Genomic DNA, 22,849 nt, shown 5'->3' with positions numbered 1-22,849 from the left:
GTGCCTATACCCCTCTGGGTATGTCAAGTACCCTAGGGGGTATCGATATTCCCGCTTGCGGGTACCCCGGGGGGTATGTGTACCATCGGTGCCAACATACCCCCGGCGGTATCGGCAGGACAACCGGCCGCCCCCAGGAAAGGACCGCGACATGAGCGCCCCCACCACCGTCAACTCCCACGAACTCGACCAGATGCTGACCTCGGCCACCCCGCCGCGGGTGATCGACGTGCGCACCCCGGGTGAGTTCGAGACCGCCCACATCGCCGGCTCCTACAACGTGCCGCTGGACATGCTGCGCGAGCACCGCGACGAGATCGTCCAGCACCTCGACCAGGAGGTCGTGCTGGTGTGCAGGTCCGGTCAGCGCGCCACCCAGGCCGAGGCCACGCTGCGCGAGGCCGGCCTGTGCAACGTGCACATCCTCGACGGCGGTATCACGGCCTGGGAGGCCAAGGGCTTCAGCGTCAACCGCGGCACCCAGCGCTGGGACCTCGAGCGTCAGGTGCGGCTGGTCGCGGGTTCGATCGTGCTGACCAGCGTCCTGGGTAGTATCGCCGCGCCCAAGCTCAAGTGGGTCGCCGGCGCCATCGGCGGCGGGCTGACCTTCGCCGCGCTGTCCGACACCTGCGCGATGGGCATGATGCTGGCCAAGCTGCCGTACAACCGCGGCGCCGCCTGTGACGCGCAGACCGTCGTCTCCCGGCTGGTGGAACGGTGATCGTCCTCACCGTCGGCCTAGCGGTGTTCGTCGGCATCGCGCTCGGGCTGCTCGGCGGCGGTGGGTCGATCCTGACCGTGCCGCTGCTGGCCTACGTGGCCGGCATGGATGCCAAGCAGGCCATCGCCACCTCGTTGCTGGTCGTCGGTGTCACCAGCCTGGTCGGCGCGATCTCGCATGCCCGCGCCGGTCGGGTGCAGTGGCGCACCGGCCTGATCTTCGGCGCGGCCGGCATGGCCGGCGCCTATGCCGGTGGGCTGCTTGCCCGGTTCATCCCCGGCACCGTCCTGCTCATCGGCTTCGCGGTGATGATGATCGCCACCGCGGTGGCCATGCTGCGCGGGCGGAAGAACGTCCAGGCCGCCGAGGGCCCTCATCGCCTGCCCGTTCCCAAGATCATCGCCGAGGGCCTGGTGGTCGGGTTGGTCACCGGCCTGGTGGGCGCCGGCGGCGGATTCCTGGTGGTTCCGGCGCTCGCTCTGCTGGGTGGACTGCCAATGCCGGTCGCGGTCGGGACGTCGCTGATCGTGATCGCGATGAAATCCTTCGCCGGCCTGGCCGGCTACCTGTCCAGCGTCCAGATCAACTGGACCGTGGCTCTCGCGGTGACCGCGGCGGCCGTGGTCGGCAGCCTCATCGGAGCCCGGCTGACGGCCAAGGTCGACCCCGACTCGCTGCGGAAGGGCTTCGGCTGGTTCGTCCTTGCGATGTCCTCGGTCATCCTGGCCCAGGAGATCCACCTCGCCGTCGGTATCGCCGCGGCGGCCCTGACGGCGGTCGCCGCGTTCATGACGCTGGCCTGCGCCCGGTACGCGCACTGCCCGCTGCGCCGGATCCCCGGCACCGGAGCCGGGCGGGGAGCGCCGGCGTGACCCCTGGGAATACCCCCGCGGGTACCATCGCTGTACGGTCCGATGAAGGGAGATGCGCCATGGTTGGTGACGAAGACGCGATCGCTGCGGTGCTCAACAGGCTGCGCCGGGCGCAGGGTCAGCTGGCCGGGGTGATCTCGATGATCGAACAGGGCCGTGACTGCAAGGACGTCGTGACGCAGCTGGCTGCGGTGTCCCGGGCGCTGGACAAGGCCGGTTTCAAGATTGTCGCCACCGGTTTGCGGGAATGCCTCACCGGAGAAGCCGCCGATGGCCAACGGCCGATGTCCGAGGCCGAGTTGGAGAAGCTGTTCCTGGCCTTGGCTTGAGGTCGCGGGCCTGACCCACCGGCGTCAACGATGACGAAAGCGGAGGAAACCATGAGTTACGCACTGTCGACCACGCTGCACACGACCTTCGAGGACGCGGTGGAGCGCACCAGGAAGGCGTTGGCGGATCAGGGTTTCGGTGTGCTCACCGAGATCGACATGAAGGCCACCCTGAAGGCGAAGCTGGGCGCGGACATGGAGGACTACCTGATCCTCGGGGCGTGTAATCCGCCGCTGGCCCATCGCGCGGTCAACGCCGACCGCCAGATCGGATTGCTGTTGCCCTGCAACGTCGCCGTCCGCGCCGATCCCTCGGCCGGCGGTGACACGGTCATCGTCGATGCGATGGACCCGCAGATCATGGTCCAGGTGTCCGACCAGCCCGGCCTGCGTGAGGTCGCCGACGAGGCCGCCGCCAAGCTGCGCGCCGCGATCGACGCGCTGGCCTCCGCCGAGGGCCGATAGTCGGCTCGGTTAGATCGCGAACAACAGCACGCCGAGGACCGCGGCGGCGAAAACCATGGTGGCGCCGCCGATCAGCAGCACCTCCGCGCGCGGTGCGGCGGTGACCATCCGGCCGGCGACGACCGGACTGTCCCTGATCGCGCGCGACCGCCGGTAGCCCAGCGCGAGGACGAGCATGGCGAGCAGTGCGGCGGTGAAGGCGAGCAGGATCCGGCCGGGTCCCAGCGGCCCGTGCTGGCGCAGCAGCACCAGCGTTCCGCCGACCAGGAACCCGAACGAGCTCCGCTCCCAGGACAACAGGGTGCGTTCGATGGGCAGGCCCGGCTTGGTGGGGTCGCGGCGGGCCATCTCACTGTCCGGCCGGCGGCCAGATCACCAGCACCAGGAGCACGACCAGCGTCACGACGAAGATCGAGCCGCCGAGCAGGACCGGGATATGGGTGGGGGGTAGCTCCTCGTCGCGGCGCATGGCCTCCTGCACGCGCTGCCAGCGCCGCACGGCCAGCGCGGCCAGCACACCGCCGCCGGCGGTCAGCGCCACGCTGAGCCCGTGCCGCACGCCGGGAATCCCGAAGGACGGGGCGAACTGCACGACGGCGATACCACCGGCGATCAACGCCAGCGCCGTGCGGATCCACGCCAGGAAGGTCCGCTCGTTGGCCAGCGTGAAGCGGTAGTCCGGCTCTCCGTCGTCGGTGGATCGGGAAGCGCCCACCCAGTGAGCCTACGTGCTCGGTGGGCGGCCTCCGGGACGCCGGGCGCTAGGAGATGAGGTCGAACGACTGGGTGGCGACCGACAGCAGCCACGACGCCGCGGTCAGGCTGCGATATTCGGGCCAGTTGAGCTGATAGCTGACCACCCAGCCCTGGCCGGTGTGGTCCTCGGCGTACCAACTGAAAGTCAGGTCACCGGGCAGGTTTCCGCCCTTGGCGCCGACGTAACTCCACTTGGACTCGTCGAGTTCGATGCCGGGTGTGGCCGACAGGATGTCACGTACCGGAGCGGCCGGTCCGGTCGCCGCGGCCTGCAGCGCGGCGTGCACGCGGCAGATGTCCATCGGGGTGCCGTACCACTCGATCCCGTACGGCGAGGCCGGTTCCCGGGTGAGCATCGGATCCGGTTGGTAGGGAACGGTTCTGGTGTGTGCTAGCATCTCGGCCCGGTGTTCGCGCGACGCGGTCTTCCATTCCTCGCGGACGTCGGGTTTGCCCCAGCCGATGGAGAACAGTTCGTGCGCGGTGGGGAAGGGTGTCATCGACGCCGGGTCGTGATGGCCGGCCGTGACCAGTGCCCGCTCGATCGCACCGGGCCCCAGGCGCGCCATCAACATATCGGTGGCCATATTGTCGCTCGCCGAGATCATCTGCTGCGCAGCATCTCTCACCGATACCTTGGCGCCGGGCTCGAGCTCGTTGAAGCCCGCCGACCCGACGTCCTTGTCCTCCTTGGTGATGACCAGTTGCTCGTCCCACCCGACGGTGCCCTCGTTGACGGCCTCGGCCAGCGCGAGCAGCACGTACAGCTTGAAGATCGAGGCCAGCGGCATGGACTGGTCGACGTCGGTGCCGGCCACCGGCACGCACGCGCCGTCGGCGACCTTGGAAACCTGATAGGCGTAGTCGGCGCCGGTGCGGGTGATCTCCGAGTCCACATCGGACCACTGCCGGATCTTGGGTTGCTCGATCGCGACCTCGAAGCGGTCGACCAGGCCTGTGTCACCGGTGCGCAACTTGATGGTCTGTTCGACGCTGTAGGAGTTGCGGACGCGCAGCGTGGCCTGTCCGGCGCCCAGTGACATGGCGGTGACGGTGATGGGGCGGTCGGCCCACAGCCGGTCCATGGCGCCGGCGACCCACTCGACCTGCTGCGGCACGGCCAGTGTCGCGACCGGCACCACGCCGATCGGCCAATCGGAGTTGACCATGTCGAGCAGCTGCTTGGCGCGCAGGCCCTGGGGGGTGTTGGTGTCGATGTGCATGCCGTACGCCGCCTCGGCCACGGGCGGCCCGGTGTGGGCGCAGCCGGAAACCAGGATTGCGACCGAGGTGGCGAGCGCCGCTACGGCGAGTACGGGACGCGACGAGCTACTTGCCAGTCCCCGCAACGTCCAACACAACCTCGAACTCCAGCAGCGAGGCGCCGGTGGCGACAGGCTTGTGCTGCTGACCGGCGTGCGCCTCAACCGCAGGCCCCTGGGCCCACGCCTGGAACGCTTCGTCGGACTCCCACTGGGTGACCACGAAGTACCGGGTCTCGCCCTTGACGGGGCGCAGCAGCTGGAAGCCGAGGAAGCCGGGCTGGCTGTCGACGGCGTGGGCGCGGTTGGCGAACCGCTTCTCCAGCTCCGGGCCTGCGTCGGCGGGCACCTCGATGGCATTGATCTTCACGACGGGCATGTACTTCAGGCTACCCGGAACCGGTCGCGGCAGGATGTCGGGATGCGGACCGATCTTCTGATTCATCGCGGTGGCACGGCCGACTCGGACAACGCACCGCTGGTCCTGGTGCACGGGCTGATGGGGCGCGGCAGCACCTGGTCCCGGCAGCTGCCCTGGCTGGCCGAATTCGGGCCGGTCTACACCTACGACGCGCCATGGCACCGGGGCCGCGAGGTCGTCGACCCGCACCCGATCAGTACCGAGCGTTTCGTGGGGGACCTGGCGGATGCGGTCGCCGCGCTGGGGCGCCCGGTGACGCTGATCGGCCACTCGATGGGCGGTCTGCACTCGTGGTGCCTGGCGGCGTCCCGGCCGGAGCTGGTGAGCGGGGTGGTGGTGGAGGACATGGCCCCCGATTTCCGGGGCCGCACCACCGGGCCCTGGGAGCCGTGGCTGCATGCGCTGCCGGTCGAGTTCGGCTCGGTCGAACAGGTGTACCAGGAGTTCGGGCCGGTGGCCGGTCAGTACTTCCTGGAGGCCTTCGACCGGACCGAGACCGGCTGGCGGCTACACGGGCATAGGGCCCGCTGGATCGAGATCGCCGCCGAGTGGGGCACCCGGGACTACTGGCAGCAGTGGGAGCAGGTCCGCGCCCCGGTGCTGCTGCTGGAGGCCGGCGGCACCGTGGCGCCGCCGGGACAGATGCGGCGGATGCACGAGACCGGTTGTGCCACGACCTATCTGCAGGTGCCGGGCGCGGGCCATCTGATTCACGACGACGCTCCGGAGGTCTACCGCGAGGCCGTCGAGGGGTTCTTAGCGGCGCTCACCGGAAGCGCTTGAGGTCGGCCACGCCGGCTGCTGCTCGAAGCGGGTCCGAATGGCGTCGAGTTCGTGCCGCGTACGCAGGCCGTCCCGGTCGAATCCGTTGTCGCTGCCGGCCAACCGGCCCGCCAACGGCGCGGCCGGCCGGAACTGGAACAGGTGCAGGCGCAGGGTGCCCTGCCGGTTTGCCAGCCGGATCAATGCCCCGGCCAGCGGGAACGGCGCCAGGATGGCGAGAAGGATGAGTGCTGTGGTCATGGCAGTAATGCTCCATTGATAAATATCCAGCCAACAGTGGCAGGAATGACACCTTGAGATAAAATGCTGCCATGGCGATCAAGAGCGTATCGGTGCTGGTGCTGGACGGTCTAGCGATTTTCGAGTTCGGCGTGATCTGCGAGGTCTTCGGTATCGACCGGTCCGCCGACGGCGTGCCCAACTTCGACTTCAAGGTGTGTGGACCCGAGGCCGGGCGGCCGGTACGTACCGCGGTGGGCGCCACGCTGACCCCCGACCATGGTCTGGACGCCCTGATCGGTGCCGACCTGGTTGCCATCCCCGCAATCGGCGGCGCGGACTACCTGCCCGAGGCGCTCGCCGCGGTCCGCAAGGCCGTGGAAGCCGGTTCCACCGTGCTGACGGTCTGCTCCGGGGCCTTCCTGGCCGGGGCCGCGGGACTGCTCGACGGCCGGCCGTGCACCACGCACTGGATGCACGCCGATCAGCTGGCCGCCGCGTATCCGACGGCGAGAGTGGACCGCAACGTGCTGTTCGTCGACGACGGCAACCTGATCACCAGCGCGGGCACCGCCGCCGGGATCGATGCCTGCCTGCACCTGGTGCGTCGCGAACTCGGCGCCGAGGTCACCAACAAGATCGCCCGGCGGATGGTGGTCCCCCCGCAGCGCGACGGCGGGCAGCGTCAGTACATCGACCAGCCGATCCCGGTGCGTTACTCGGAAGGATTTGCGCCCCAATTGGATTGGATCCTGGCCAACCTGGACAAACCGCACACGGTGGCCAGCCTGGCCGCGCGGGCCAGCATGTCGGCGCGCACCTTCGCCCGTCGCTTCGTCGAGGAGACCGGGCGCACCCCGATGCAGTGGGTGACCGACCAGCGGGTGCTCTACGCGCGGCGGCTGCTCGAAGAAACCGACCTGGACATCGACCGGGTGGCCGATCGCTGCGGGTTCGGTACCGCGACGCTGCTGCGGCACCACTTCCGCCGGATCATCGGCGTGACTCCCTCGGATTACCGCCGCCGGTTCTCCTGCGATGCGCTGTGCGAAGAGACCGCGTGAGCGTTCAGTCGCCCTCGCCCACCAACGCGAACAGTCCGTTGGCCGTCTGTTCCACCAGACCGTCGACCAGAAGGGAATCCAGTGCCCGGTCCCGCTGCGCGGCGTCGGAGAGCCAGGCGACATCCAGTTGGGCCCGGGTGACCGGGGCAGGGCTGGCGCGCAGTACATCGAGCAGCCGCCCCCGGGCCTGGCGGTCGGTGCCCGCGTAGCGCTGCACCCGGCGGGCCGGCGTCGAGGACTCCGGGTACCCGGCGCTGCGCCAGCGGCACTCGGTCAGCGGGCACAACCCGCAGCGCGGTTTGCGGGCCGTGCAGACGATGGCCCCGAGCTCCATCAGGGCCGCCGAGAACCGGGGTGCCGCCTGATCGTCGGGCAGCAGCGCGGCCACCTCGTCCAGATCCCCGGCCCGCGCCGGATTCTCCGCGCTGCCGTGTACGACGCGTGACACCACCCGCCGGACGTTGGTGTCCACCACGGGCACCCGCTGCCGGTAGGCGAAACAGGCGATGGCCCGCGCCGTATAGGCGCCGACGCCGGGCAGGGTCAGCAGCGTCTCCACCTCGCGGGGCACCTCATCGCTGTGCTCGGTGGCGATGACGACCGCGCACTCGTGCAGCCGCTTCGCGCGCCGCGGGTAACCGAGTTTGCCCCATGCCCGCAGGACATCTGCGGGGCCGGCCGCCGCGGTCGACGACGGCGTCGGCCAGCGTGCGACCCAGTCCAGCCAGATCGGCTCCACCCGGTTCACCGGCGTCTGTTGCAGCATGAACTCGCTGACCAGGATCTGCCAGGGGGTCACCTCGGGCCGGCGCCACGGCAGATCCCGCTCGGCGTGATCGAACCATCCCAGCAACTCGCCCGCGTCTATTCCCGACGCCTGAGGCACAATGTCGGCTATGCCCAACTCGAACCCGATCGCTGCGTGGAAGGCACTCAAGGAGGGTAACGAGCGTTTCGTCGCCGGCAAACCGCTGCACCCGAGCCAAGGCATCGAGGACCGGGCCCGCCTCACCGAGGCCCAGAAGCCGACCGCGGTGCTGTTCGGGTGCGGTGACAGCCGTGTCGCCGCCGAACTGATCTTCGATCAGGGCCTGGGCGACATGTTCGTCGTGCGTACCGCCGGGCACGTCATCGATTCTGCGGTGCTCGGCTCCATCGAGTACGCCGTGGCGGTGCTCAACGTCCCGCTGATCGCCATCCTCGGCCACGACAGCTGCGGTGCGGTCAAGGCCACCCTGGCGGCGCTCGACGAGGGAGCGATCCCGGGCGGCTACGTCCGCGACATCGTGGAACGGGTGATGCCGTCCATCCTGCTCGGCCGCAAGGACGGCCTGACCAGGGTCGACGAGTTCGAGGCCCGGCACGTCGCGGAGACCGGTTCGCAGTTGCTGGCCCGCTCGACCGTCATTGCCGAGCGGGTCGAACAAGGCACCCTGGCGATCGTCGGCCTGACCTACCACCTGGCCGACGGCCGGGTGGCGCTGCGCGACCACCTCGGCGATATCGGCGATGCCTGAGCCCCGCCCGAGCCCGGCCGTGAGCCCTTAGCAACACCACAGCCGACACGCCGTGACGCCTCGGGCCGCCAGGCGTGACACCGGCTTACCGTTGAATCGTGCTAGACACCGAATCCAACCGCCAGCTGCCACCGGAGATCTACCGGCGCCGCCGGGCGCTGGCGATAGGTGTCGCGGTTCTCGTGATCGCCATCGTTGCCGCCATCGTGGCCGTGGTGGTCTCCAACAGTGGCGGATCAGAGGGCGTCCCCGCGGAACAGACCGCGAACACCGAGGCCGCTCCGCCGCCCACCCCGCTGCCGGGTGAGGAGCCGGGCGTCAAGACCCCGGTCGTACCGCCCGCCGATCAGGCGCCGCCGCCGACGCCCACGCCGACCGCCGCGGTCACCCCGCCCCCGGTCCTGCAGGAGGGCGACGACTGCCCGGACTCCACGCTCGCGGTCAAGGGCATCACCAGCGCGCCTGACTACGTGATGGGCGATCAGCCGAAGTTCACCATGGTCGTCACCAACATCGGGTTGGTCGCCTGCAAGCGCGATGTCGGCGCCGCCGTGCTGGCCGCCTACGTCTACACACTCGACAACAACCGGCTGTGGTCCAACCTGGACTGCGCGCCATCCAACGAGACGCTGGTCAAGACGTTCAACCCCGGCGAGCAGGTGACCACCGAGGTCACCTGGACCGGGATGGGCTCGGCGCCGAACTGCCCGCTGCCCCGCGAACCGATCGGCCCGGGCACCTACAACCTGCTGGTGCAGCTGGGCAACCTGCGCTCGGCGACGGTGCCGTTCATCCTGGCCGAGGCCGCACCGCCGGGTGAGGGGCCGCCGCCGGCGGACGCGCTGCCGCACGACGGCAGCGGACAGGCCCCGGGGAACTGAGTCAGGCCAGCTGGTCGGCGATCGTCGACTCGGCCAGCTGGGACAGGCCCTCCCTGATGTGGCGTGCCCACATCGAGCCGATGCCGTCCACCGACTGCAGGTCGGTGGCGCTGGCCGCGAGCACACCCTGCAGCGAGCCGAACGAGCGCACCAGCAGATCCACGTGCGCGAACTGCAGCCGCGGAATGCCCGCCATCGCCCGGTAGCCACGCGAGCTCATCGCGGAGTCCTGCGCGTCCAGGGTCGACGGGTAGCCGAAAACCCTTGCCAGCGCGGTGAAGTCGAGCAGCTCATTGTCCGACAATGAGTCCAGCTCCTCCAGCGTGGCGCTGACCTGTGCCGCACTCGGTGGATCCGGGTTGGCGTGGTAATCACGCACGATCAGCTCGCGCGCGGTGTCGTTACCGCCGACCAGTTCCTCCAGCTGCAGCTTGAGCTGACGGCCGTCGGTACCCAACTCCACGACGTCGGCGTCGATCTCCAGGCTGATCCGGCGCACCATCTCCAGGCGCTGCGCGACCGTCATGACGTCCCGCAGCGTGACGAAGTCCTCGATCTCGGCGGTGGAGAGCTGCCGGTTCACCTCGTCGAGCCGGGATTTGTAGCGTTCCAGGGTCGCGATGGTCTGGTTGGCCCGGGACAGGATGGTCGGGGTGTCCGGCACCACGTGCCGCTCGCCGGCGGCGTACACGGTCACGATGCTCATGGAGTGGCTGACCGAGATGACCGGATACCCGGTCTGCACGGCGCTGCGTTCGGCGGAGCGGTGCCGGGTTCCGGACTCGTCGGTCGGTATCGACGGGTCCGGCACCAGCTGCACGTTGGCCTTCAGGATGCGGGTGCCGTCGCTGGAGAGCACCACCGCACCGTCCATCTTGGACAGCTCACGGAGTTTGGTCGGGGCGTACCGCACGTCCAGGGAGAACCCGCCGTCGCAGATCGCCTCGACACTGTCGTCGTATCCCAGCACGATCAGCGCGCCGGTACGGCCGCGCAGGATCCGCTCCAGGCCGTCGCGCAGGTCGGTGCCCGGGGCCAGCCGCCCGAGCGTCTCCCGCAGCGTGGGGCGGGCCAGATGCACCACGTTCCGGTTGGCTCTGGACTTCACCGCCATCGCGCCTCCTAGGATCGGCCGCCATTGTCCTCGATCGACTTGAGTGCCCGCAATGCCATGCCGATGTTGTCGGCCGTGATCAGGCGCAGCCCGGCGGGCACATCCTTGACCCCGGGCGGCACGACCGCGTCGGTGAAGCCCAGCCGGGCGGCCTCGGCGAGCCGGCGGTCCATCCCGCTGACCCGGCGCAGGTCCCCGGCCAGTCCGACCTCGCCGATGGCGATCGCGGTGGCCGGCAACGGCAGATCGATGTAGGCCGACGCGATGGCCATGGCGACCGCCAGGTCCGAGGACGGGTCGGTCAGCTTCATCCCGCCGACCGTGGACAGGTAGATGTCGCGCTGGCTGAGCCGCAGTTTGGTGCGTTTCTCCAGCACCGCGGCGATCATCGCGGCGCGCGCGGAGTCGATACCGCTGACCGCGCGGCGCGGATTGCTCGGGGTCTCCTGGCCGACCAGGGCCTGCACCTCACCGATCAACGGGCGCTTCCCGTCCAGGGTGACGGTGATGGCCGTGCCCGACACCGGGGCCGGGCGCTGATCCAGGAACAGCCCGGACGGGTCGGCCACACATTCGATCCCGTTGTCGTGCAGCAGGAAACAGCCCACCTCATCGGCCGCGCCGAAGCGGTTCTTCACGCCGCGCACCATCCGCAGGGCCGAGGCCCGGTCGCCCTCGAAGTGCAGCACCACGTCGACCAGGTGCTCCAGTGAGCGCGGGCCCGCGATGGCGCCGTCCTTGGTGACGTGGCCGACCAGCAGCAGGGCCACCCCGTCGGAGGCGCGGGCCATCTTGGCGTAGGAGGTCAGTGCCGTGGTGACCGCCCGCACCTGCGTGACTCCGCCGGTCACACCGTCGGCCTCGGTGCTCGACATGGTCTGCACGGAGTCGACCACCACCAGGGTGGGCTTGACCTGTTCGATGTGGCCGAGCGCGGTCTGCAGATCGGACTCGGCGGCCAGGTACATCTCGCTGTGGGTGCACCCGGTGCGCTCGGCGCGCAGCCGGATCTGCCCGGCCGACTCCTCGCCGGACAGGTACAGCGCCCGACGGCCGCTGCTGGCCCACCGGTGGGCCACCTCGAGCAACAGGGTGGACTTGCCGACGCCGGGATCGCCGGCCAGCAGCGTCACCGATCCGGGGACCAGCCCACCGCCGAGTACCCGGTCCAGTTCACTGACCCCGGTGGGGAAATGCCGGGTGACGCCCGGATCGATGGAGGTGATCGGCACCGCCGGCGAGGACGGCGCCACCGCGCGCCTGGTCGAGTTCCCGTTCAGCGCGGTGAGTGCGACGACTTCGTTGACGGTGCCCCAGGTACCGCACTCCGGGCACCGTCCCACCCATTTGGGCATGACGTGGTTGCACTCGGAACAGCGATATTGCGAACGTACTTTCGAAGCCACGGTGTGACGGTAACCGTCACCCCTGACAAAACGTCAGATCTAGTGCCCGCCGCCGTGTCCACCGCCGCTGTTGCGGCCGGGGGCCGGTTCGCCGTCGCGGCGCGGGACCTCGCCCGCGGAGATCGGCACCGCGACCGTGGTGGAGCCGGCCCGCTCGAAGGTGAAGGTGAAGTCGTACATCAGCCCGTTGGTGATCGGCTCGGCGAGCGTGACCTGCGCCTCGGCCTCTTCCTCGCGCTCGATGGTGCCCAGCAGATCGTGGTTGTCCGGGTTGCCGACGAGCAGCAGCCCGTTGGCCGGGATGGCGGTGTCGCCGCTGAGGGTCACCGTGCCGATGTCGGAGGTGACCGAGACCAGCTTGTCGGCGACGTCCGCGGAGTTGTTGGCCGCCGCGAACAGCAGCTCGACATCGGTCCCGGGCTGCACGTAGTCACTGGTCTGCGGCGCCCGCACGAAGATGTTGCGCAGCGCGATGTCACCGACCGAGTCGACCGTGCCGTTCACGGCCGGTTCCTGGTTGGCGCTCTGGGACACCTGGCCCGCGCTGCACCCGGTGAGTGCAAGGCCTGCGGCGAGGGCAGCGACAGCCAGCCGGGACGCCCGCGTATTGAAGCGGTTCATTGACACTGCGGACGTCACCGAAGCCTCCTGCTCGACCAATGGATTCGACTATGCAGAGTAGTAGGTCGCGTTTCGGTGCGGTAGCCGAGGGCTTGCGAGCGGCCCGGCGAGTTGCGTTGTGGGCCTGTCGAAGGCGGCTCTGTTTGCATGTTCTGGCGACGGTGTCAACCCCTAGTCTTCACCTCTGATGCCCCTGACCTGCATTGTTGTTCCCCGCGCCGTCGGGCCTCGTGGTAACATCGAGCTGTGAAAGGGGCTCGAAACTGATGATTTTCAAGGTCGGAGACACCGTCGTCTATCCACACCACGGTGCTGCGTTGATCGAGGCGATCGAAACCCGGACCATTAAGGGCGAGCAGAGAGAGTATCTCGTCCTGAAGGTTTCGCAAGGGGATCTCACGGTTCGAGTTCCCGCAGACAATGCCGAGTACGTCGGCGTGCGTGACGTGGTCGGGCAGGAAGGCCTGGACAAGGTCTTCCAGGTGCTGCGTGCGCCGCACACCGAGGAGCCGACCAACTGGTCGCGCCGGTACAAGGCAAATCTGGAGAAGCTGGCCTCCGGCGACGTGAACAAGGTCGCCGAGGTGGTTCGTGATCTGTGGCGCCGCGACCAGGAGCGTGGCCTGTCCGCAGGCGAGAAGCGCATGCTGGCCAAGGCCCGTCAGATCCTGGTGGGCGAACTCGCGCTCGCCGAGAACACCGACGACGAGAAGGCCACCATCATTCTCGATGAGGCACTGGCCGCCGCGTCCTAGCTGTCACGAAGTCTTGGTGTGACGGACCTGCGCGTCGGTCTCGGGACCGACGTACATCCAATTGAGGCAGGGCGGCCGTGCTGGCTGCTCTGCCTCAACTTTGAAGATGCCGACGGCTGCGCCGGTCATTCCGACGGTGACGTCGCCGCCCATGCGCTGTGTGACGCGCTGTTGAGCGCGGCCGGCCTCGGCGATCTCGGTGCCGTGTTCGGCACCGATCAACCCCAGTGGCGCGGTGTGGGCGGCGCCGACATGCTTCGCCATGTGCGCGCCCTGCTGACCGCGGCCGGTTTCCGGGTGGCCAATGCCGCCGTTCAGGTGATCGGCAACCGGCCCAAGATCGGGCCGCGCCGGGCCGAAGCCCAGACCCTGCTCTCCGAACTGCTCGGTGCCCCCGTCTCGGTGTCGGCGACCACCACCGACGGTCTCGGCCTGACCGGGCGCGGCGAGGGTTTGGCGGCCATCGCGACCGCGCTCGTGGCCGCTGTGGAGGGGTAACCCGCAAGGCCGTTACGGCCGGCGCCGGAAGGCCGGTAAGCTGGCACGTCGTGACTGGACTGCGGCTTTACGACACGATGGCGGGAGCCGTTCGTGACTTCGTGCCGTTGCGCCCCGGCCACGCCTCGATCTACCTGTGTGGCGCCACAGTTCAGGGGCTGCCCCATATCGGGCATGTGCGCAGCGGTGTGGCATTCGATGTGTTGCGGCGGTGGTTGACGGCGAAGGGCTACGACGTCGCCTTCATCCGCAACGTCACCGACATCGACGACAAGATCCTCAACAAGGCCGCCGACGCCGGCCGGCCGTGGTGGGAGTGGGCCGCGACCTATGAGCGCGCCTTCACCGCCGCCTACGAGGCCCTGGGTGTGCTGCCGCCGTCCGCGGAGCCGCGGGCGACCGGGCACATCACCCAGATGGTCGAACTGATCGAGCGGTTGATCCAGCGGGGTCACGCCTACCGTGCCGACGTGAACGGGGACGGGGACGTGTACTTCGACGTCCTCAGCCTGCCCGGCTACGGCAAGCTCTCCGGCCACCGCATCGACGACGTGCACCAGGGTGAGGGTGTCGCGACCGGTAAACGCGATCCGCGTGACTTCACCTTGTGGAAGAGCGCGAAGCCCGGTGAGCCGTCCTGGCCGACGCCGTGGGGACGTGGCCGCCCGGGCTGGCACACCGAATGCGTGGCCATGTGCCAGGAGTATCTGGGCGCGGAATTCGACATCCACGCCGGCGGCATGGATCTGGTGTTCCCGCACCACGAGAACGAGATCGCGCAGGCCGAGGCGGCCGGCGACGGCTTCGCCAGGTACTGGCTGCACAACGGCTGGGTCACCATGGGCGGCGAGAAGATGAGCAAGTCGCTCGGCAACGTGTTGGCAATTCCGGCTGTGCTGCAACGGGTTCGGGCCGCCGAACTGCGGTACTACCTGGGTAGCGCGCACTACCGGTCGATGCTGGAGTTCTCCGAAACCGCGTTGACCGACGCCGCCAGGGCCTACACCGGCATCGAGGACTTCCTGCACCGGGTGCGCACCCGGGTGGGCGCGGTGCCGATCGGCACCTGGACCGACAAGTTCGGCGCGGCCCTCGACGACGACCTGTCGGTGCCGATCGCGCTGGCCGAGGTGCACACTGCGCGTGCCGAGGGCAACCGGGCGCTCGACGCCGGCGACCACGACGGCGCGATGGCCGCCGCGGGGTCGATCCGGGCCATGATGGGCATCCTGGGCTGCGATCCGCTCGACGAGCGCTGGGAGACCCGCGACGAGACCTCGGCCGCCCTGGCCGCCGTGGACGTATTGGTGCACTGGGCGCTCGCCGGTCGTGCCGAAGCGCGGGAGAATCGTGACTGGGCGGCCGCAGATGCCATCCGCGACCGGCTCAAAGAAGCCGGCATCGAGGTCACCGACACCGCAGACGGCCCGCAGTGGTCGCTGCTCGAGGGAGACACCACCCATGGCGGGTAATTCACAGCGCCGCGGCGCCGTACGTAAGGCCGGTACCAAGAAGGGCCCGACCGTGGGCTCCGGCGGCGTCCGTCGGCGCGGTCTGGAAGGCAAGAAGGCGACGCCGGCGGCCAAGGACCGGCCGTACCATCCGGCCGCCAAGAAGGCCGCCAAGGCGGCACGCTCTGCGCAGGGCCGGCACAAGAAGACCGACGACACCGAGGTCGTGCTCGGGCGCAACCCGGTGGTCGAATGCCTACGGGCCGGCGTACCGGCCACCGCGCTGTACGTGATGCTGGGCGTCGACGCCGATGAGCGCATCACCGAATCCGTCCAGCGGGCCGCCGATTCCGGGATCGCCATCCTGGAGGTGCAGAAGCACGACCTGGACCGGATGTCGAGCAACGGTATGCACCAGGGCCTCGCGCTGCAGGTCCCGCCGTACTCCTACATCCATCCCGATGACCTGCTCAAGGCCGCCCAGCGGGACAGCATGCCGGCGTTGCTGGTGGCCCTGGACAACATCTCCGACCCGCGTAACCTCGGCGCCATCGTGCGGTCGACGGCCGCCTTCGGTGGGCATGGCGTGGTCATCCCGCAGCGGCGCTCGGCGTCGGTGACGGCGGTGGCTTGGCGTACCAGTGCCGGTGCGGCAGCGCGACTTCCGGTGTCGCGGGCGACGAACCTGAACCGCACCCTGAAGAGCTGGGCCGATGCCGGACTGCAGATCGTCGGGCTGGACGCCGGCGGTGACACCGAACTCGACGAACTCGACGGCTCGGTCCCGACGGTCGTCGTGGTGGGCTCGGAGGGCAAGGGCCTGTCCCGGCTGGTGCGGGAGAACTGCGACGCCATCGTCTCGATCCCGATGGCAGGTCCCACCGAATCGCTGAACGCCTCGGTGGCCGCCGGTGTGGTCCTCGCCGAGATAGCGCGTCAGCGCAGGAGCTAGCCGGGCCCGGATTTCGGGTACTACTGGTGCGGTCGGCAGTCGCGGGGTTATCGTCGATTGCACCAGCAAGTGCAGTCCGAGGGACGTGTCCATGAGTACACCCGCACAGCGTGCCGCCCAGTTGAACCTCGTCGCCCGGCTGAAGTCGTCCTACCCGGAACTTCCGGACGCTCCCACTCCGGACCTTCTCGACGCTGCGCGCCTGCGCGCGTATTGGAAACCGGTGCACGATCTCGGTGGTGAACCGGTCGCCCCGATGAAATTCCAGAACAAGCAGTACGAGGCGTGGGAAGAGTTGACCTACGTGATCTGCGAGGTGCTCGGATGGCGGGGCATCTGGCTGTCCGAGGAGCGCCGTCGCATCTGCAACGTGGATGTCGGGCGCGCGCAGTACCTGGGCCTGCCGTACTACGGCCGCTGGTTGATCTCGGTGGCGCGCGTCCTGATCGAAAAGCACCACATCGGCCTCACCGAGCTGACCGAACGGATGGCCGAGGTGACGTCCCGCTACGCAGGCGGACTGGACGGGCGGTCGATCGAGGCCAGCCCGAAGTCCGAAGGCGACGGCTCTCAGGTCAAACGCAACGCCCATCACCTGCACGCCGTCGGCAAGGGCGACCCGCAGGTGTACGCCGGCAAGGCCGGAAAGCCCGCCTTCGGAGTCGGGGACCGCGTGCGGGTGCGCGATGAACTGCCGGTCCTGTTCTACACCCGCACACCGGAATACGTCCGTGGTGCCACCGGCGAGATCGCGGCAGTGGCCTATGAGAGCCCGGCGGCCGAGGACGAGACCTGGGACATCCCCGAGGCCGCGCCGGAATGGTTCTACGTGGTGCGGTTCACGATGGCAGACCTGTGGGACGGCTACCCCGACACCGCCACGGACACGTTGCAGACAGAGATCCCACAGCATTGGCTCCGAGCAGCCAGTTGAGTTCGGCCCGAAGGGTTTTGCAATGACTGATCACGACCACCCGCATGATCACCAGCGCACGGTGGCACCCATGGTCGACGAGATAACCGACTTCGAGGTGCTGGAGGTCGCCTTGCGCGAGCTCTGTATCGAGAAGGGCATCTTCACCGCCGCCGAGCACCGCCGGTTCACCGAGTTCGCCGAGCAGATCGGTCCGACCCCGGCCGCCCGGCTCGTCGCACGCGCCTGGCTGGATCCCGAGTTCATGGCGTTGGCGCTGGCCAAGCCGTTGTCGGCGAGTAAAGCGGTCGGTGTCGACTGGATGGAACCCACCGGGTTCGGCACCCCCAGCGACTTCACCGCGTTCCGGATCCTGGCGGACACCCCGACGCTGCACCACGTCATCGTCTGCGCCCTGTGCTCCTGCTACCCGCGGCCGATCCTGGGGAACTCGCCGGAGTGGTACCGCACCCCGAACTACCGCCGGCGACTGGTGCGTTGGCCCCGACAGGTGCTCGCCGAGTTCGGCCTGTATCTGTCCGACGATGTCGAGGTCCGGGTGCAGGATTCCAACCAGAAGCAGCGCTACATGGTGCTGCCGGTTCGCCCGCCCGGCACCGACGGCTGGACCGAAGACCAGCTGGCCGAGATCGTCACCCGTGACACCCTGATCGGGGTGGCGCTGCCGAAGGTCGGTGTGACGACCAACGTCATCACCGACACCCGCCCGGCCGTCCACCCGATCGCCCAGCAGCCATGAAGGAGCCGATCGCCCCGCTGCAGCGGATCGTCGAACGGGACCAGGTATGGCCGAGGATGGCGGCCAAGTACGGCGTCGAAAACCCGGTCCCGCCATGGAAAACCAGCCTGGACGGGCTGTGCGACGCGCTGGACCACGCCGCGGACGGTAGCGCCGTACCCAACTTCAAAGAGCGCCGCGACGAAGAGGACGCGCTCGCGGCCACGCTCTACGCGGGCCTGCCCTATCCGGAGAGTCAGCTGATGGCGCTGGCCCACTCACTGCTGGCGCGCGGCATCATCACCGAGGCCGAACTGGAGCAGCGGCTCGCCCGCGTCCGCGCGCGGCTGCAGTCCTGATCAGCCGATCACGGCCCACAGGCACACCACCGCGGCCACCAGGGCCGGTGGGGTGGTGCACAACCCGACCAGGCTGAACTCGGTGAACTTCGCCCGCATACCGTCGCGGTGAACGACGCCCCGCCACAACAGGTTCGCCAGCGATCCCGGATAGGTCAGGTTCGGGCCGATGTTGACCCCGATCAGCACCGCGAGCACTGCGGCCGGACCGGCGGCGCTCACCACCGGCAGGAGTACCAGCACCGCGGGCAGGTTGTTGACCACATTGGCCAGCACCGCCGCGATCCCGGCGATGGCCAGCAGGGCGGGCAGCGAGGTGCCGTCCGGCACCAGCCGGTTCATCGCGTCACCCAGGCCGTGGGTGACCACCGCATGGACCACCACGCCCAGGCACAACACGAAGAGCAGGAACGGAACATCCACCGCCGCAGCGATTCCGCGCACCGAGGAGTGCCCCTGTGACAGGCCTCGGGCCCCGAGCACCATCGCGCCGGCCAGGGCCGCCCAGGCCGGGGACAGATCGTAGAAGGAGGTCAGCACGAATCCGGCCAGCGTGGCCGCGAGCACCACCAGTACGAAGACCGGGATGTCGGGTGCCGGGTTGGGTGGATGCGCCGGCGGCCCCGGACGCAACTCGGTCCGGAAGAACAGCCGCAGCACCGCGTACTCGACGGCCAGCACGGCCAGCCAGGGCAGCGCCATCACGGCCGCGAAATGGGCGAAGGACAGGCCGGCCGCGGTGAAGGCCAGCAGATTGGTCAGGTTCGAGACCGGCAGCAGCAGTGAGGCGCTGTTGGACAGATGCGCGGTGACGTAGGCGTGCGGGCGCGCCGGTACCGCCATGGTGCGGGCCGTCGCCAACACCACCGGGGTCAGCAGCAGGACCGTCGCGTCCAGACTCAGAACGGCCGTGGTCGCCGCCGCGAGCACGAACACCCCACCCAGCAGCCGGCGCGGATCTCCGTCCGCCAGCCGGGCCATGGCCGCGCCGGCGGCCTGGAAGAGTCCCTCATCGGCACAGAGCCGGGCCAGCACCAGCACCGCGGCCAGGAAGCCCACCACCGGTAGCAGGTCGCCGATCACCTCGCCGGCCTCGGTCGAACTGACGACTCCGGTGCCGACCAGTAGCCCCGCGGCCGGGACCGCCACGATCGCTTCTGGCAGCCCGTGCGGGCGCACCATGGCGAACACCAGGATCACGGCCAGCAAGGCGGCCGCAAGGGCGAGCGCCAACTCAGCTCCAGGGATCCGTCGGCTGCCACAGGGTGGGCAGGTGCAGCGTGACACCGTCCTCGGCGGCCAGCGCGGACAGGGTGCGCATGGTGACGTCCAGGTCGTCGCCGGCATACGGCAGGGCGCGCAGCGGGCGGTCCAGCGGCCGGAAGAAATCGTCCCAGTGGATGAGCACCACCCGCCAGGCCCCGACGGTGCGGACGGTCTCCGACCAGTAATCGACCAGATAGCGTTCGGGTTGCCGGCCGAGTTGGCCGACGCCCAGGTAGACGACCTCGGCCCGGTACCCGGCCAGGGCGCCCGGGACGAATCCGGCACTGCCGACCACGAGCACCGTGCGCCCGCTGCGGGGATGGCCGATCAGGGTGGACCAGGCCTCGCCGCAGCGGTAGGCCGACGCCCGCACCGGCGGCCGCACCGGTGCGTCGATGACGCCGGGGAACCGGTCCGGCGGGCAGTGGTCACCCGTCACCAGGGTGATCTCGAAGTTGCCCAGGCGGATCGGTTCACCCGGGGTGGCGACCAGGACCTGATCCTCGGGTAGCCGGTGACCGATGTGCGCCGCCGACGTGCCGCCGACCAAGGTGGCCCCGGTCCGCTGCGCCACCACCGCGGAGTCCAGGGCATGGTCGAAGTGGGTGTGCACCGGCAGCACCGCGTCGAGCCGGCGTACTCCGAGGCGACCCAGGCAACCGTCGATGCGCGGCGCCGACGGCGCGATCTTGCCCAGCCCGACCTGCAGCAGCGATGGCCGGCTGAAGAAACCGTCGGTCAGGACCGCGGATGTCCCGTCCGCGATGAGCAGGGTGGTGACGCCGGCCCAGGTCACCGTAGGTGCCGCGGACGGGCCGGCCGGCGGCAGGTCGAAGTACCGGGCGTACTCGTCGATACTGGGGCGGCCGGGCTTGAGACGCATAGGCCCACAGTAGGTGGCGAGCCCAGGTTTCCTCGGCGTCCCTGCGGCCGTAGCGGCGGTGGAACTTCTCGACCTGCCCGGTGATCTCCAGTGGGGCTTCGGTGATCACGGTCCTGCCGTCCCGCATCCAGCTGACCCGCCGGATCACCACATGCCCGTCGATGGCGTATTCCACTGCCACCGTCCGGCTTTCGCGCAGCAGCACGTCGACGACGTCGGTACGCGCGCCCTGTCCGGTCACCGGTACGACCGGTGTCCGCATCTCACCACACGGGTGCGGCTACGGAACCGTGACGCGGTGGACGGTAGGCCGCGCGGTCACCTGCGCAAGTTCGGACTGGCCCGGGTGCGGGTGCGTGAGTCGGCGCATCGCGGCGAACTGCCCGGTGTGCGGAAAGCGAGTTGGTGATGGCGGGTGGTCCGGCCAAGAGGAGCCGTCCGGCGCAGGGGGAGATCAAGCGCCCACGGGTGGACAGGTTCACCGCACTCGGGATCGCCGACGTCGACCACAAGGATGTGTCCGTGCTGCGCACCTTCATCTCCGACCGGGGAAAAATCCGGTCGCGGCGGGTCACCGGGCTCACCCCGCAGCAGCAGCGCCGGGTTGCCGCCGCGATCAAGACCGCCCGGGAGATGGCACTGCTGCCGTACGGGAAGATCTAGCTGCCGGCGGCCGAAGTCGCTGCCGCCCAGCTGTTCTCGGCGACGAACTCCGACAGCGGGCGGCCGTGGGTCCAGTCGTCGATCTCCAGGGCGGGTCGGTCCGGGAACTCCGGGACCGGGCCCAGGCACAGGATGGCCACCGGTTCGGCGTCTGCCGGCATGCCCAGTAGTTCGGCCAGCCGGGCGGGTTCGAAGATCGACACCCAGCCCATGCCGAGGCCTTCGGCGCGGGCGGCCAGCCACATGTTCTGGATCGCGCACGACACCGATGCCAGGTCCATGTGCGGCATGGTCCGGCGTCCGAACACGTGGCGCTGCCGGTCGTCGCGCAGCGCGACCACCAGCAGTTCGGCGCACTCCAGGATGCCCTCGACCTTGAGCTCGAGGAACTCGCGAGCGCGTTCGCCGAGCGCGTCGGCGGTGCGCTTGCGTTCCTCGTCGACCAGATCGTGCATGGCACCACGCAGTCCCGCGTCGGTGATGCGGATGAAACGCCACGGCTGCATGAGGCCGACGCTCGGGGCGGTGTGCGCGGCCTGCAGCAGTCGGCCCAGCACCTCCTCGGGCACCGTGGCACCCGGGACGAAGCGCCGCATATCGCGGCGTTCGGCGATGGCCCGGTAGACGGCCCGGCGTTCCGTGGCGGTGAACGCGTGATCGGTCACAAACTCCAAGCCTAGGCCAGCGACGCGCGGGTGCTGCGCAGACCGGCGAGGGCGGCGCCGAGGCACGCCACCGCGACCGCGCCGGCGAACCACGGGAACATCGCCGCCAGGTCCCACCGGGTCGCGGCCCAGCCGGCGACCAACGTCGGGATGGCCATCGCGGTGTAGGCCAACAGATAGAAGGCGGACATCGTCTCGCCACGCCGGTCGGCGGGCACCACGTCGGAAAGGTGCCGCAACGAGCCGCCGAAGCCGAGCCCGAACGTCGCCCCGAGCAGAGCCGCGGCGACGAACACCAGCTGCCACAGGTGAGTCAGCAGTACCGGGATGGTGAGCAACAGCGCGACCGCCATGCCGATGTCGCCGATGATCGCCGAGTATCGGGCCGGCAGCCGGGTGGCCGACAGCTGGGCGAGCGCGGCCGAGAAGGCGGTGGTGGCCACGACCCCGCCGCCGAAGACCAGATTGTCGATATGGGTCTGCTGTGCTGCGAGGGACGGGTACAGCGACAGCTGCACCCCGAGCACCGACCAGGAGGCCATGGCGCCCAGCGCCGAGAACCAGAAATCGGCCCGGATCTCCTGCGGTACGGCCGGTTTGGAAATCCTGATGCGCTCCCGGGAGCGCGCGGTATGCGGTTCGTCCAGCGCCAGTACGCCGATCCCGATGATCAGACAGATCACCGCGACGGCGGCATACGGCGTGCGCAGCGGGTGCGGTGCGTACTGGGCCAGCAATGCCGAACCGATGACGGCGACCGTCATCCCGATGTTGAAGCTGATACCGCTGAGCTGCCCGGTGCGCACCCCGTGGTCTGGGCGCAGATCCAGCAGCGCCGCCGCGCCGGCCACGACGATCGACCCGACCGCGGCGCCGTGGATGATGCGCGCGAGCAGCAGCATCGCCATGCCGTCGGCGATCAGGAACACGCCCAGGCCCACCAGCAACGCGATCAGCGCACCGATCAGGACGGGCTTGCGGCCGACGGCATCGGAGATCCTGCCGGACACCAGCACCGCGGCCAGGGCGGCCAGCGCGTACACCGCGAAGACGACGGTGGTGGCCAGCGGGGAGAGATGCCAGTTCGCCTCGTAGATGCCGTACAGCGGCGCGGGCAGTCCGGACACCCCTAGGGCCACCCCACTGAGCACCAGCACCAGCGGGTACGCCCAGCGCTGCGGGGTGGGCGCCGTGGCGTCCTGCGCAACCATCGCGGTGCCACCCCTTCGTCGAGTACGTTTGACCGAAATCGAACCCGCCAGAGGTTACGTTGG

Annotated in this window: 29 protein-coding genes and 1 pseudogene; 17 read left to right on the top strand and 13 right to left on the bottom strand. The window is 69.3% G+C overall.

Translation table 11 applies throughout. The annotated features are described in order from the left end of the window. Positions 1–151 precede the first annotated feature (151 nt). The 4 genes from K0O62_RS26185 to K0O62_RS26170 are packed head-to-tail and all read left to right on the top strand — an operon-like array spanning position 152 to position 2,387. Complete coding sequence (locus K0O62_RS26185; RefSeq protein ID WP_073856849.1) at positions 152–721, top strand: rhodanese-like domain-containing protein; 570 nt, start codon at positions 152–154, stop codon at positions 719–721. Beyond that, positions 718–1,593 (top strand): sulfite exporter TauE/SafE family protein, encoded by an 876-nt coding sequence (locus tag K0O62_RS26180; protein ID WP_073856848.1) that lies wholly within the window; start codon positions 718–720, stop codon positions 1,591–1,593. Before K0O62_RS26185 ends, K0O62_RS26180 begins: the two co-directional genes overlap by 4 nt. A gap of 59 nt (positions 1,594–1,652) precedes the next feature. Further along, positions 1,653–1,922 (top strand): metal-sensitive transcriptional regulator, encoded by a 270-nt coding sequence (locus K0O62_RS26175; protein ID WP_073856847.1) that lies wholly within the window; start codon positions 1,653–1,655, stop codon positions 1,920–1,922. Between the two features lie 51 nt (positions 1,923–1,973). Next, complete coding sequence (locus tag K0O62_RS26170) at positions 1,974–2,387, top strand: DUF302 domain-containing protein (protein WP_073856846.1); 414 nt, start codon at positions 1,974–1,976, stop codon at positions 2,385–2,387. Between the two features lie 9 nt (positions 2,388–2,396). On the opposite strand, the gene K0O62_RS26165 is transcribed toward K0O62_RS26170, so the two are convergent. From K0O62_RS26165 to mhuD, 4 genes are read right to left on the bottom strand one after another with little or no spacing between them, the layout of a single operon-like run. Then, a complete protein-coding gene (locus K0O62_RS26165; protein WP_073856845.1) occupies positions 2,397–2,735 on the bottom strand; it encodes a DUF202 domain-containing protein in 339 nt (112 codons plus the stop codon). 1 nt (position 2,736) lies between these two features. Further along, positions 2,737–3,102: a YidH family protein gene (locus K0O62_RS26160; RefSeq protein WP_073856844.1), complete on the bottom strand. Its 366-nt coding sequence runs from the start codon at positions 3,100–3,102 to the stop codon at positions 2,737–2,739. Between the two features lie 46 nt (positions 3,103–3,148). Then, on the bottom strand, positions 3,149–4,492 hold the full coding sequence (locus tag K0O62_RS26155) for a serine hydrolase (RefSeq protein WP_372512856.1): 1,344 nt from the start codon (positions 4,490–4,492) through the stop codon (positions 3,149–3,151). Further along, positions 4,473–4,784 (bottom strand): mycobilin-forming heme oxygenase MhuD, encoded by a 312-nt coding sequence (gene mhuD, locus K0O62_RS26150; RefSeq protein WP_073856843.1) that lies wholly within the window; start codon positions 4,782–4,784, stop codon positions 4,473–4,475. The genes K0O62_RS26155 and mhuD overlap by 20 nt, the downstream gene beginning before the upstream one ends. A gap of 42 nt (positions 4,785–4,826) precedes the next feature. Here mhuD and K0O62_RS26145 point away from each other — a divergent pair, with 42 nt between their 5' ends. Beyond that, entirely contained in the window at positions 4,827–5,609 is a 783-nt protein-coding gene (locus K0O62_RS26145) for an alpha/beta fold hydrolase (protein ID WP_073856842.1), read from the top strand. Here the strand turns inward: K0O62_RS26145 and K0O62_RS26140 are convergent. Continuing rightward, positions 5,583–5,849, bottom strand: coding sequence for a hypothetical protein (locus K0O62_RS26140; protein ID WP_073856841.1), 267 nt, complete (start codon positions 5,847–5,849; stop codon positions 5,583–5,585). The genes K0O62_RS26145 and K0O62_RS26140 overlap by 27 nt on opposite strands. A gap of 71 nt (positions 5,850–5,920) precedes the next feature. On the opposite strand from K0O62_RS26140, the gene K0O62_RS26135 reads away from it, so the two are divergent. Beyond that, positions 5,921–6,892 carry a GlxA family transcriptional regulator gene (locus K0O62_RS26135; protein ID WP_073856840.1) on the top strand — a complete coding sequence of 324 codons (972 nt, stop codon included), beginning with the start codon at positions 5,921–5,923 and terminating at the stop codon, positions 6,890–6,892. Positions 6,893–6,896: 4 nt separating this feature from the next. Here K0O62_RS26135 and K0O62_RS26130 read toward each other — a convergent pair whose 3' ends face one another. Next, entirely contained in the window at positions 6,897–7,790 is an 894-nt protein-coding gene (locus K0O62_RS26130) for an iron-sulfur binding domain-containing protein (protein ID WP_372512859.1), read from the bottom strand. Here K0O62_RS26130 and K0O62_RS26125 point away from each other — a divergent pair. Both K0O62_RS26125 and K0O62_RS26120 read left to right on the top strand, forming a co-directional pair. Then, positions 7,789–8,409, top strand: coding sequence for a carbonic anhydrase (locus tag K0O62_RS26125; protein ID WP_073856838.1), 621 nt, complete (start codon positions 7,789–7,791; stop codon positions 8,407–8,409). The genes K0O62_RS26130 and K0O62_RS26125 overlap by 2 nt on opposite strands. 98 nt (positions 8,410–8,507) lie before the next feature. Further along, positions 8,508–9,290 carry a hypothetical protein gene (locus K0O62_RS26120; protein ID WP_073856837.1) on the top strand — a complete coding sequence of 261 codons (783 nt, stop codon included), beginning with the start codon at positions 8,508–8,510 and terminating at the stop codon, positions 9,288–9,290. 1 nt (position 9,291) lies between these two features. Here K0O62_RS26120 and disA read toward each other — a convergent pair whose 3' ends face one another. Genes disA through K0O62_RS26105 form a run of 3 tightly spaced genes read right to left on the bottom strand, consistent with a single transcriptional unit; the run spans position 9,292 to position 12,431 of the window. Then, entirely contained in the window at positions 9,292–10,404 is a 1,113-nt protein-coding gene (disA, locus tag K0O62_RS26115; RefSeq protein WP_073856836.1) for a DNA integrity scanning diadenylate cyclase DisA, read from the bottom strand. An 8-nt stretch (positions 10,405–10,412) separates the two neighbouring features. Continuing rightward, the gene (gene radA, locus K0O62_RS26110) at positions 10,413–11,810 is read right to left on the bottom strand and encodes a DNA repair protein RadA (protein ID WP_264002298.1); all 1,398 of its coding nucleotides are present in this window, start codon (positions 11,808–11,810) and stop codon (positions 10,413–10,415) included. 39 nt (positions 11,811–11,849) lie between these two features. Next, positions 11,850–12,431, bottom strand: a complete 582-nt coding sequence (locus K0O62_RS26105) for a copper chaperone PCu(A)C domain-containing protein (protein ID WP_073856834.1) — start codon at positions 12,429–12,431, stop codon at positions 11,850–11,852. Positions 12,432–12,697: 266 nt separating this feature from the next. On the opposite strand from K0O62_RS26105, the gene carD reads away from it, so the two are divergent. The 7 genes from carD to K0O62_RS26070 all read left to right on the top strand — a co-directional run bounded on the left by carD (position 12,698) and on the right by K0O62_RS26070 (position 18,098). Beyond that, complete coding sequence (gene carD / locus K0O62_RS26100; RefSeq protein WP_073856833.1) at positions 12,698–13,186, top strand: RNA polymerase-binding transcription factor CarD; 489 nt, start codon at positions 12,698–12,700, stop codon at positions 13,184–13,186. Positions 13,187–13,204: 18 nt separating this feature from the next. Beyond that, on the top strand, positions 13,205–13,684 hold the full coding sequence (ispF, locus tag K0O62_RS26095) for a 2-C-methyl-D-erythritol 2,4-cyclodiphosphate synthase (RefSeq protein WP_073856832.1): 480 nt from the start codon (positions 13,205–13,207) through the stop codon (positions 13,682–13,684). Between the two features lie 50 nt (positions 13,685–13,734). Further along, positions 13,735–15,156 (top strand): cysteine--tRNA ligase, encoded by a 1,422-nt coding sequence (gene cysS, locus K0O62_RS26090; RefSeq protein WP_073856831.1) that lies wholly within the window; start codon positions 13,735–13,737, stop codon positions 15,154–15,156. After that, entirely contained in the window at positions 15,146–16,087 is a 942-nt protein-coding gene (rlmB, locus tag K0O62_RS26085) for a 23S rRNA (guanosine(2251)-2'-O)-methyltransferase RlmB (protein ID WP_073856830.1), read from the top strand. Before cysS ends, rlmB begins: the two co-directional genes overlap by 11 nt. 91 nt (positions 16,088–16,178) lie before the next feature. Then, complete coding sequence (locus tag K0O62_RS26080) at positions 16,179–17,021, top strand: SH3-like domain-containing protein (protein WP_073856829.1); 843 nt, start codon at positions 16,179–16,181, stop codon at positions 17,019–17,021. Between the two features lie 22 nt (positions 17,022–17,043). Further along, positions 17,044–17,760 carry a thiocyanate hydrolase subunit gamma gene (scnC, locus tag K0O62_RS26075; protein WP_073856828.1) on the top strand — a complete coding sequence of 239 codons (717 nt, stop codon included), beginning with the start codon at positions 17,044–17,046 and terminating at the stop codon, positions 17,758–17,760. Continuing rightward, on the top strand, positions 17,757–18,098 hold the full coding sequence (locus tag K0O62_RS26070) for a thiocyanate hydrolase (protein ID WP_073856827.1): 342 nt from the start codon (positions 17,757–17,759) through the stop codon (positions 18,096–18,098). Before scnC ends, K0O62_RS26070 begins: the two co-directional genes overlap by 4 nt. On the opposite strand, the gene K0O62_RS26065 is transcribed toward K0O62_RS26070, so the two are convergent. Beyond that, the gene (locus K0O62_RS26065; RefSeq protein WP_073856826.1) at positions 18,099–19,331 is read right to left on the bottom strand and encodes an SLC13 family permease; all 1,233 of its coding nucleotides are present in this window, start codon (positions 19,329–19,331) and stop codon (positions 18,099–18,101) included. A gap of 1 nt (position 19,332) precedes the next feature. Beyond that, positions 19,333–20,247, bottom strand: coding sequence for an MBL fold metallo-hydrolase (locus K0O62_RS26060; RefSeq protein ID WP_073856825.1), 915 nt, complete (start codon positions 20,245–20,247; stop codon positions 19,333–19,335). Between the two features lie 274 nt (positions 20,248–20,521). On the opposite strand from K0O62_RS26060, the pseudogene K0O62_RS28820 reads away from it, so the two are divergent. Continuing rightward, positions 20,522–20,656, top strand: a pseudogene (locus K0O62_RS28820) (uS14 family ribosomal protein); the annotation flags it as partial. Next, entirely contained in the window at positions 20,656–20,910 is a 255-nt protein-coding gene (rpsR, locus tag K0O62_RS26050) for a 30S ribosomal protein S18 (protein WP_073856824.1), read from the top strand. The pseudogene K0O62_RS28820 and the gene rpsR, both read left to right, overlap by 1 nt. On the opposite strand, the gene bluB is transcribed toward rpsR, so the two are convergent. Next, a complete protein-coding gene (gene bluB / locus K0O62_RS26045) occupies positions 20,907–21,584 on the bottom strand; it encodes a 5,6-dimethylbenzimidazole synthase (protein WP_097933471.1) in 678 nt (225 codons plus the stop codon). The two genes, rpsR and bluB, sit on opposite strands and share 4 nt — an antisense overlap. A 2-nt stretch (positions 21,585–21,586) precedes the next feature. Beyond that, positions 21,587–22,786, bottom strand: coding sequence for an MFS transporter (locus K0O62_RS26040; RefSeq protein WP_073856823.1), 1,200 nt, complete (start codon positions 22,784–22,786; stop codon positions 21,587–21,589). Between the last annotated feature and the right edge of the window lie 63 nt (positions 22,787–22,849).

This window comes from Mycolicibacterium diernhoferi (assembly GCF_019456655.1).
Taxonomy (GTDB): domain Bacteria; phylum Actinomycetota; class Actinomycetes; order Mycobacteriales; family Mycobacteriaceae; genus Mycobacterium; species Mycobacterium diernhoferi.
Note: the sequence above shows the minus strand (reverse complement) of the source record. Positions and strands in the feature narration are given on the sequence as shown.

Excerpts from the sequence above, each read along its gene's own strand:
- K0O62_RS26185 (WP_073856849.1), top strand. The coding sequence starts at position 152 with ATGAGCGCCCCCACCACCGTCAACTCCCACGAACTCGACCAGATGCTG.
- K0O62_RS26175 (WP_073856847.1), top strand. The coding sequence starts at position 1,653 with ATGGTTGGTGACGAAGACGCGATCGCTGCGGTGCTCAACAGGCTGCGC.
- K0O62_RS26170 (WP_073856846.1), top strand. The coding sequence starts at position 1,974 with ATGAGTTACGCACTGTCGACCACGCTGCACACGACCTTCGAGGACGCG.
- K0O62_RS26165 (WP_073856845.1), bottom strand. The coding sequence starts at position 2,735 with ATGGCCCGCCGCGACCCCACCAAGCCGGGCCTGCCCATCGAACGCACC.
- mhuD (WP_073856843.1), bottom strand. The coding sequence starts at position 4,784 with ATGCCCGTCGTGAAGATCAATGCCATCGAGGTGCCCGCCGACGCAGGC.
- K0O62_RS26145 (WP_073856842.1), top strand. The coding sequence starts at position 4,827 with ATGCGGACCGATCTTCTGATTCATCGCGGTGGCACGGCCGACTCGGAC.
- K0O62_RS26140 (WP_073856841.1), bottom strand. The coding sequence starts at position 5,849 with ATGACCACAGCACTCATCCTTCTCGCCATCCTGGCGCCGTTCCCGCTG.
- K0O62_RS26135 (WP_073856840.1), top strand. The coding sequence starts at position 5,921 with ATGGCGATCAAGAGCGTATCGGTGCTGGTGCTGGACGGTCTAGCGATT.
- K0O62_RS26125 (WP_073856838.1), top strand. The coding sequence starts at position 7,789 with ATGCCCAACTCGAACCCGATCGCTGCGTGGAAGGCACTCAAGGAGGGT.
- disA (WP_073856836.1), bottom strand. The coding sequence starts at position 10,404 with ATGGCGGTGAAGTCCAGAGCCAACCGGAACGTGGTGCATCTGGCCCGC.
- K0O62_RS26105 (WP_073856834.1), bottom strand. The coding sequence starts at position 12,431 with ATGAACCGCTTCAATACGCGGGCGTCCCGGCTGGCTGTCGCTGCCCTC.
- carD (WP_073856833.1), top strand. The coding sequence starts at position 12,698 with ATGATTTTCAAGGTCGGAGACACCGTCGTCTATCCACACCACGGTGCT.
- rlmB (WP_073856830.1), top strand. The coding sequence starts at position 15,146 with ATGGCGGGTAATTCACAGCGCCGCGGCGCCGTACGTAAGGCCGGTACC.
- K0O62_RS26080 (WP_073856829.1), top strand. The coding sequence starts at position 16,179 with ATGAGTACACCCGCACAGCGTGCCGCCCAGTTGAACCTCGTCGCCCGG.
- scnC (WP_073856828.1), top strand. The coding sequence starts at position 17,044 with ATGACTGATCACGACCACCCGCATGATCACCAGCGCACGGTGGCACCC.
- K0O62_RS26070 (WP_073856827.1), top strand. The coding sequence starts at position 17,757 with ATGAAGGAGCCGATCGCCCCGCTGCAGCGGATCGTCGAACGGGACCAG.
- K0O62_RS26060 (WP_073856825.1), bottom strand. The coding sequence starts at position 20,247 with ATGCGTCTCAAGCCCGGCCGCCCCAGTATCGACGAGTACGCCCGGTAC.
- rpsR (WP_073856824.1), top strand. The coding sequence starts at position 20,656 with ATGGCGGGTGGTCCGGCCAAGAGGAGCCGTCCGGCGCAGGGGGAGATC.
- K0O62_RS26040 (WP_073856823.1), bottom strand. The coding sequence starts at position 22,786 with ATGGTTGCGCAGGACGCCACGGCGCCCACCCCGCAGCGCTGGGCGTAC.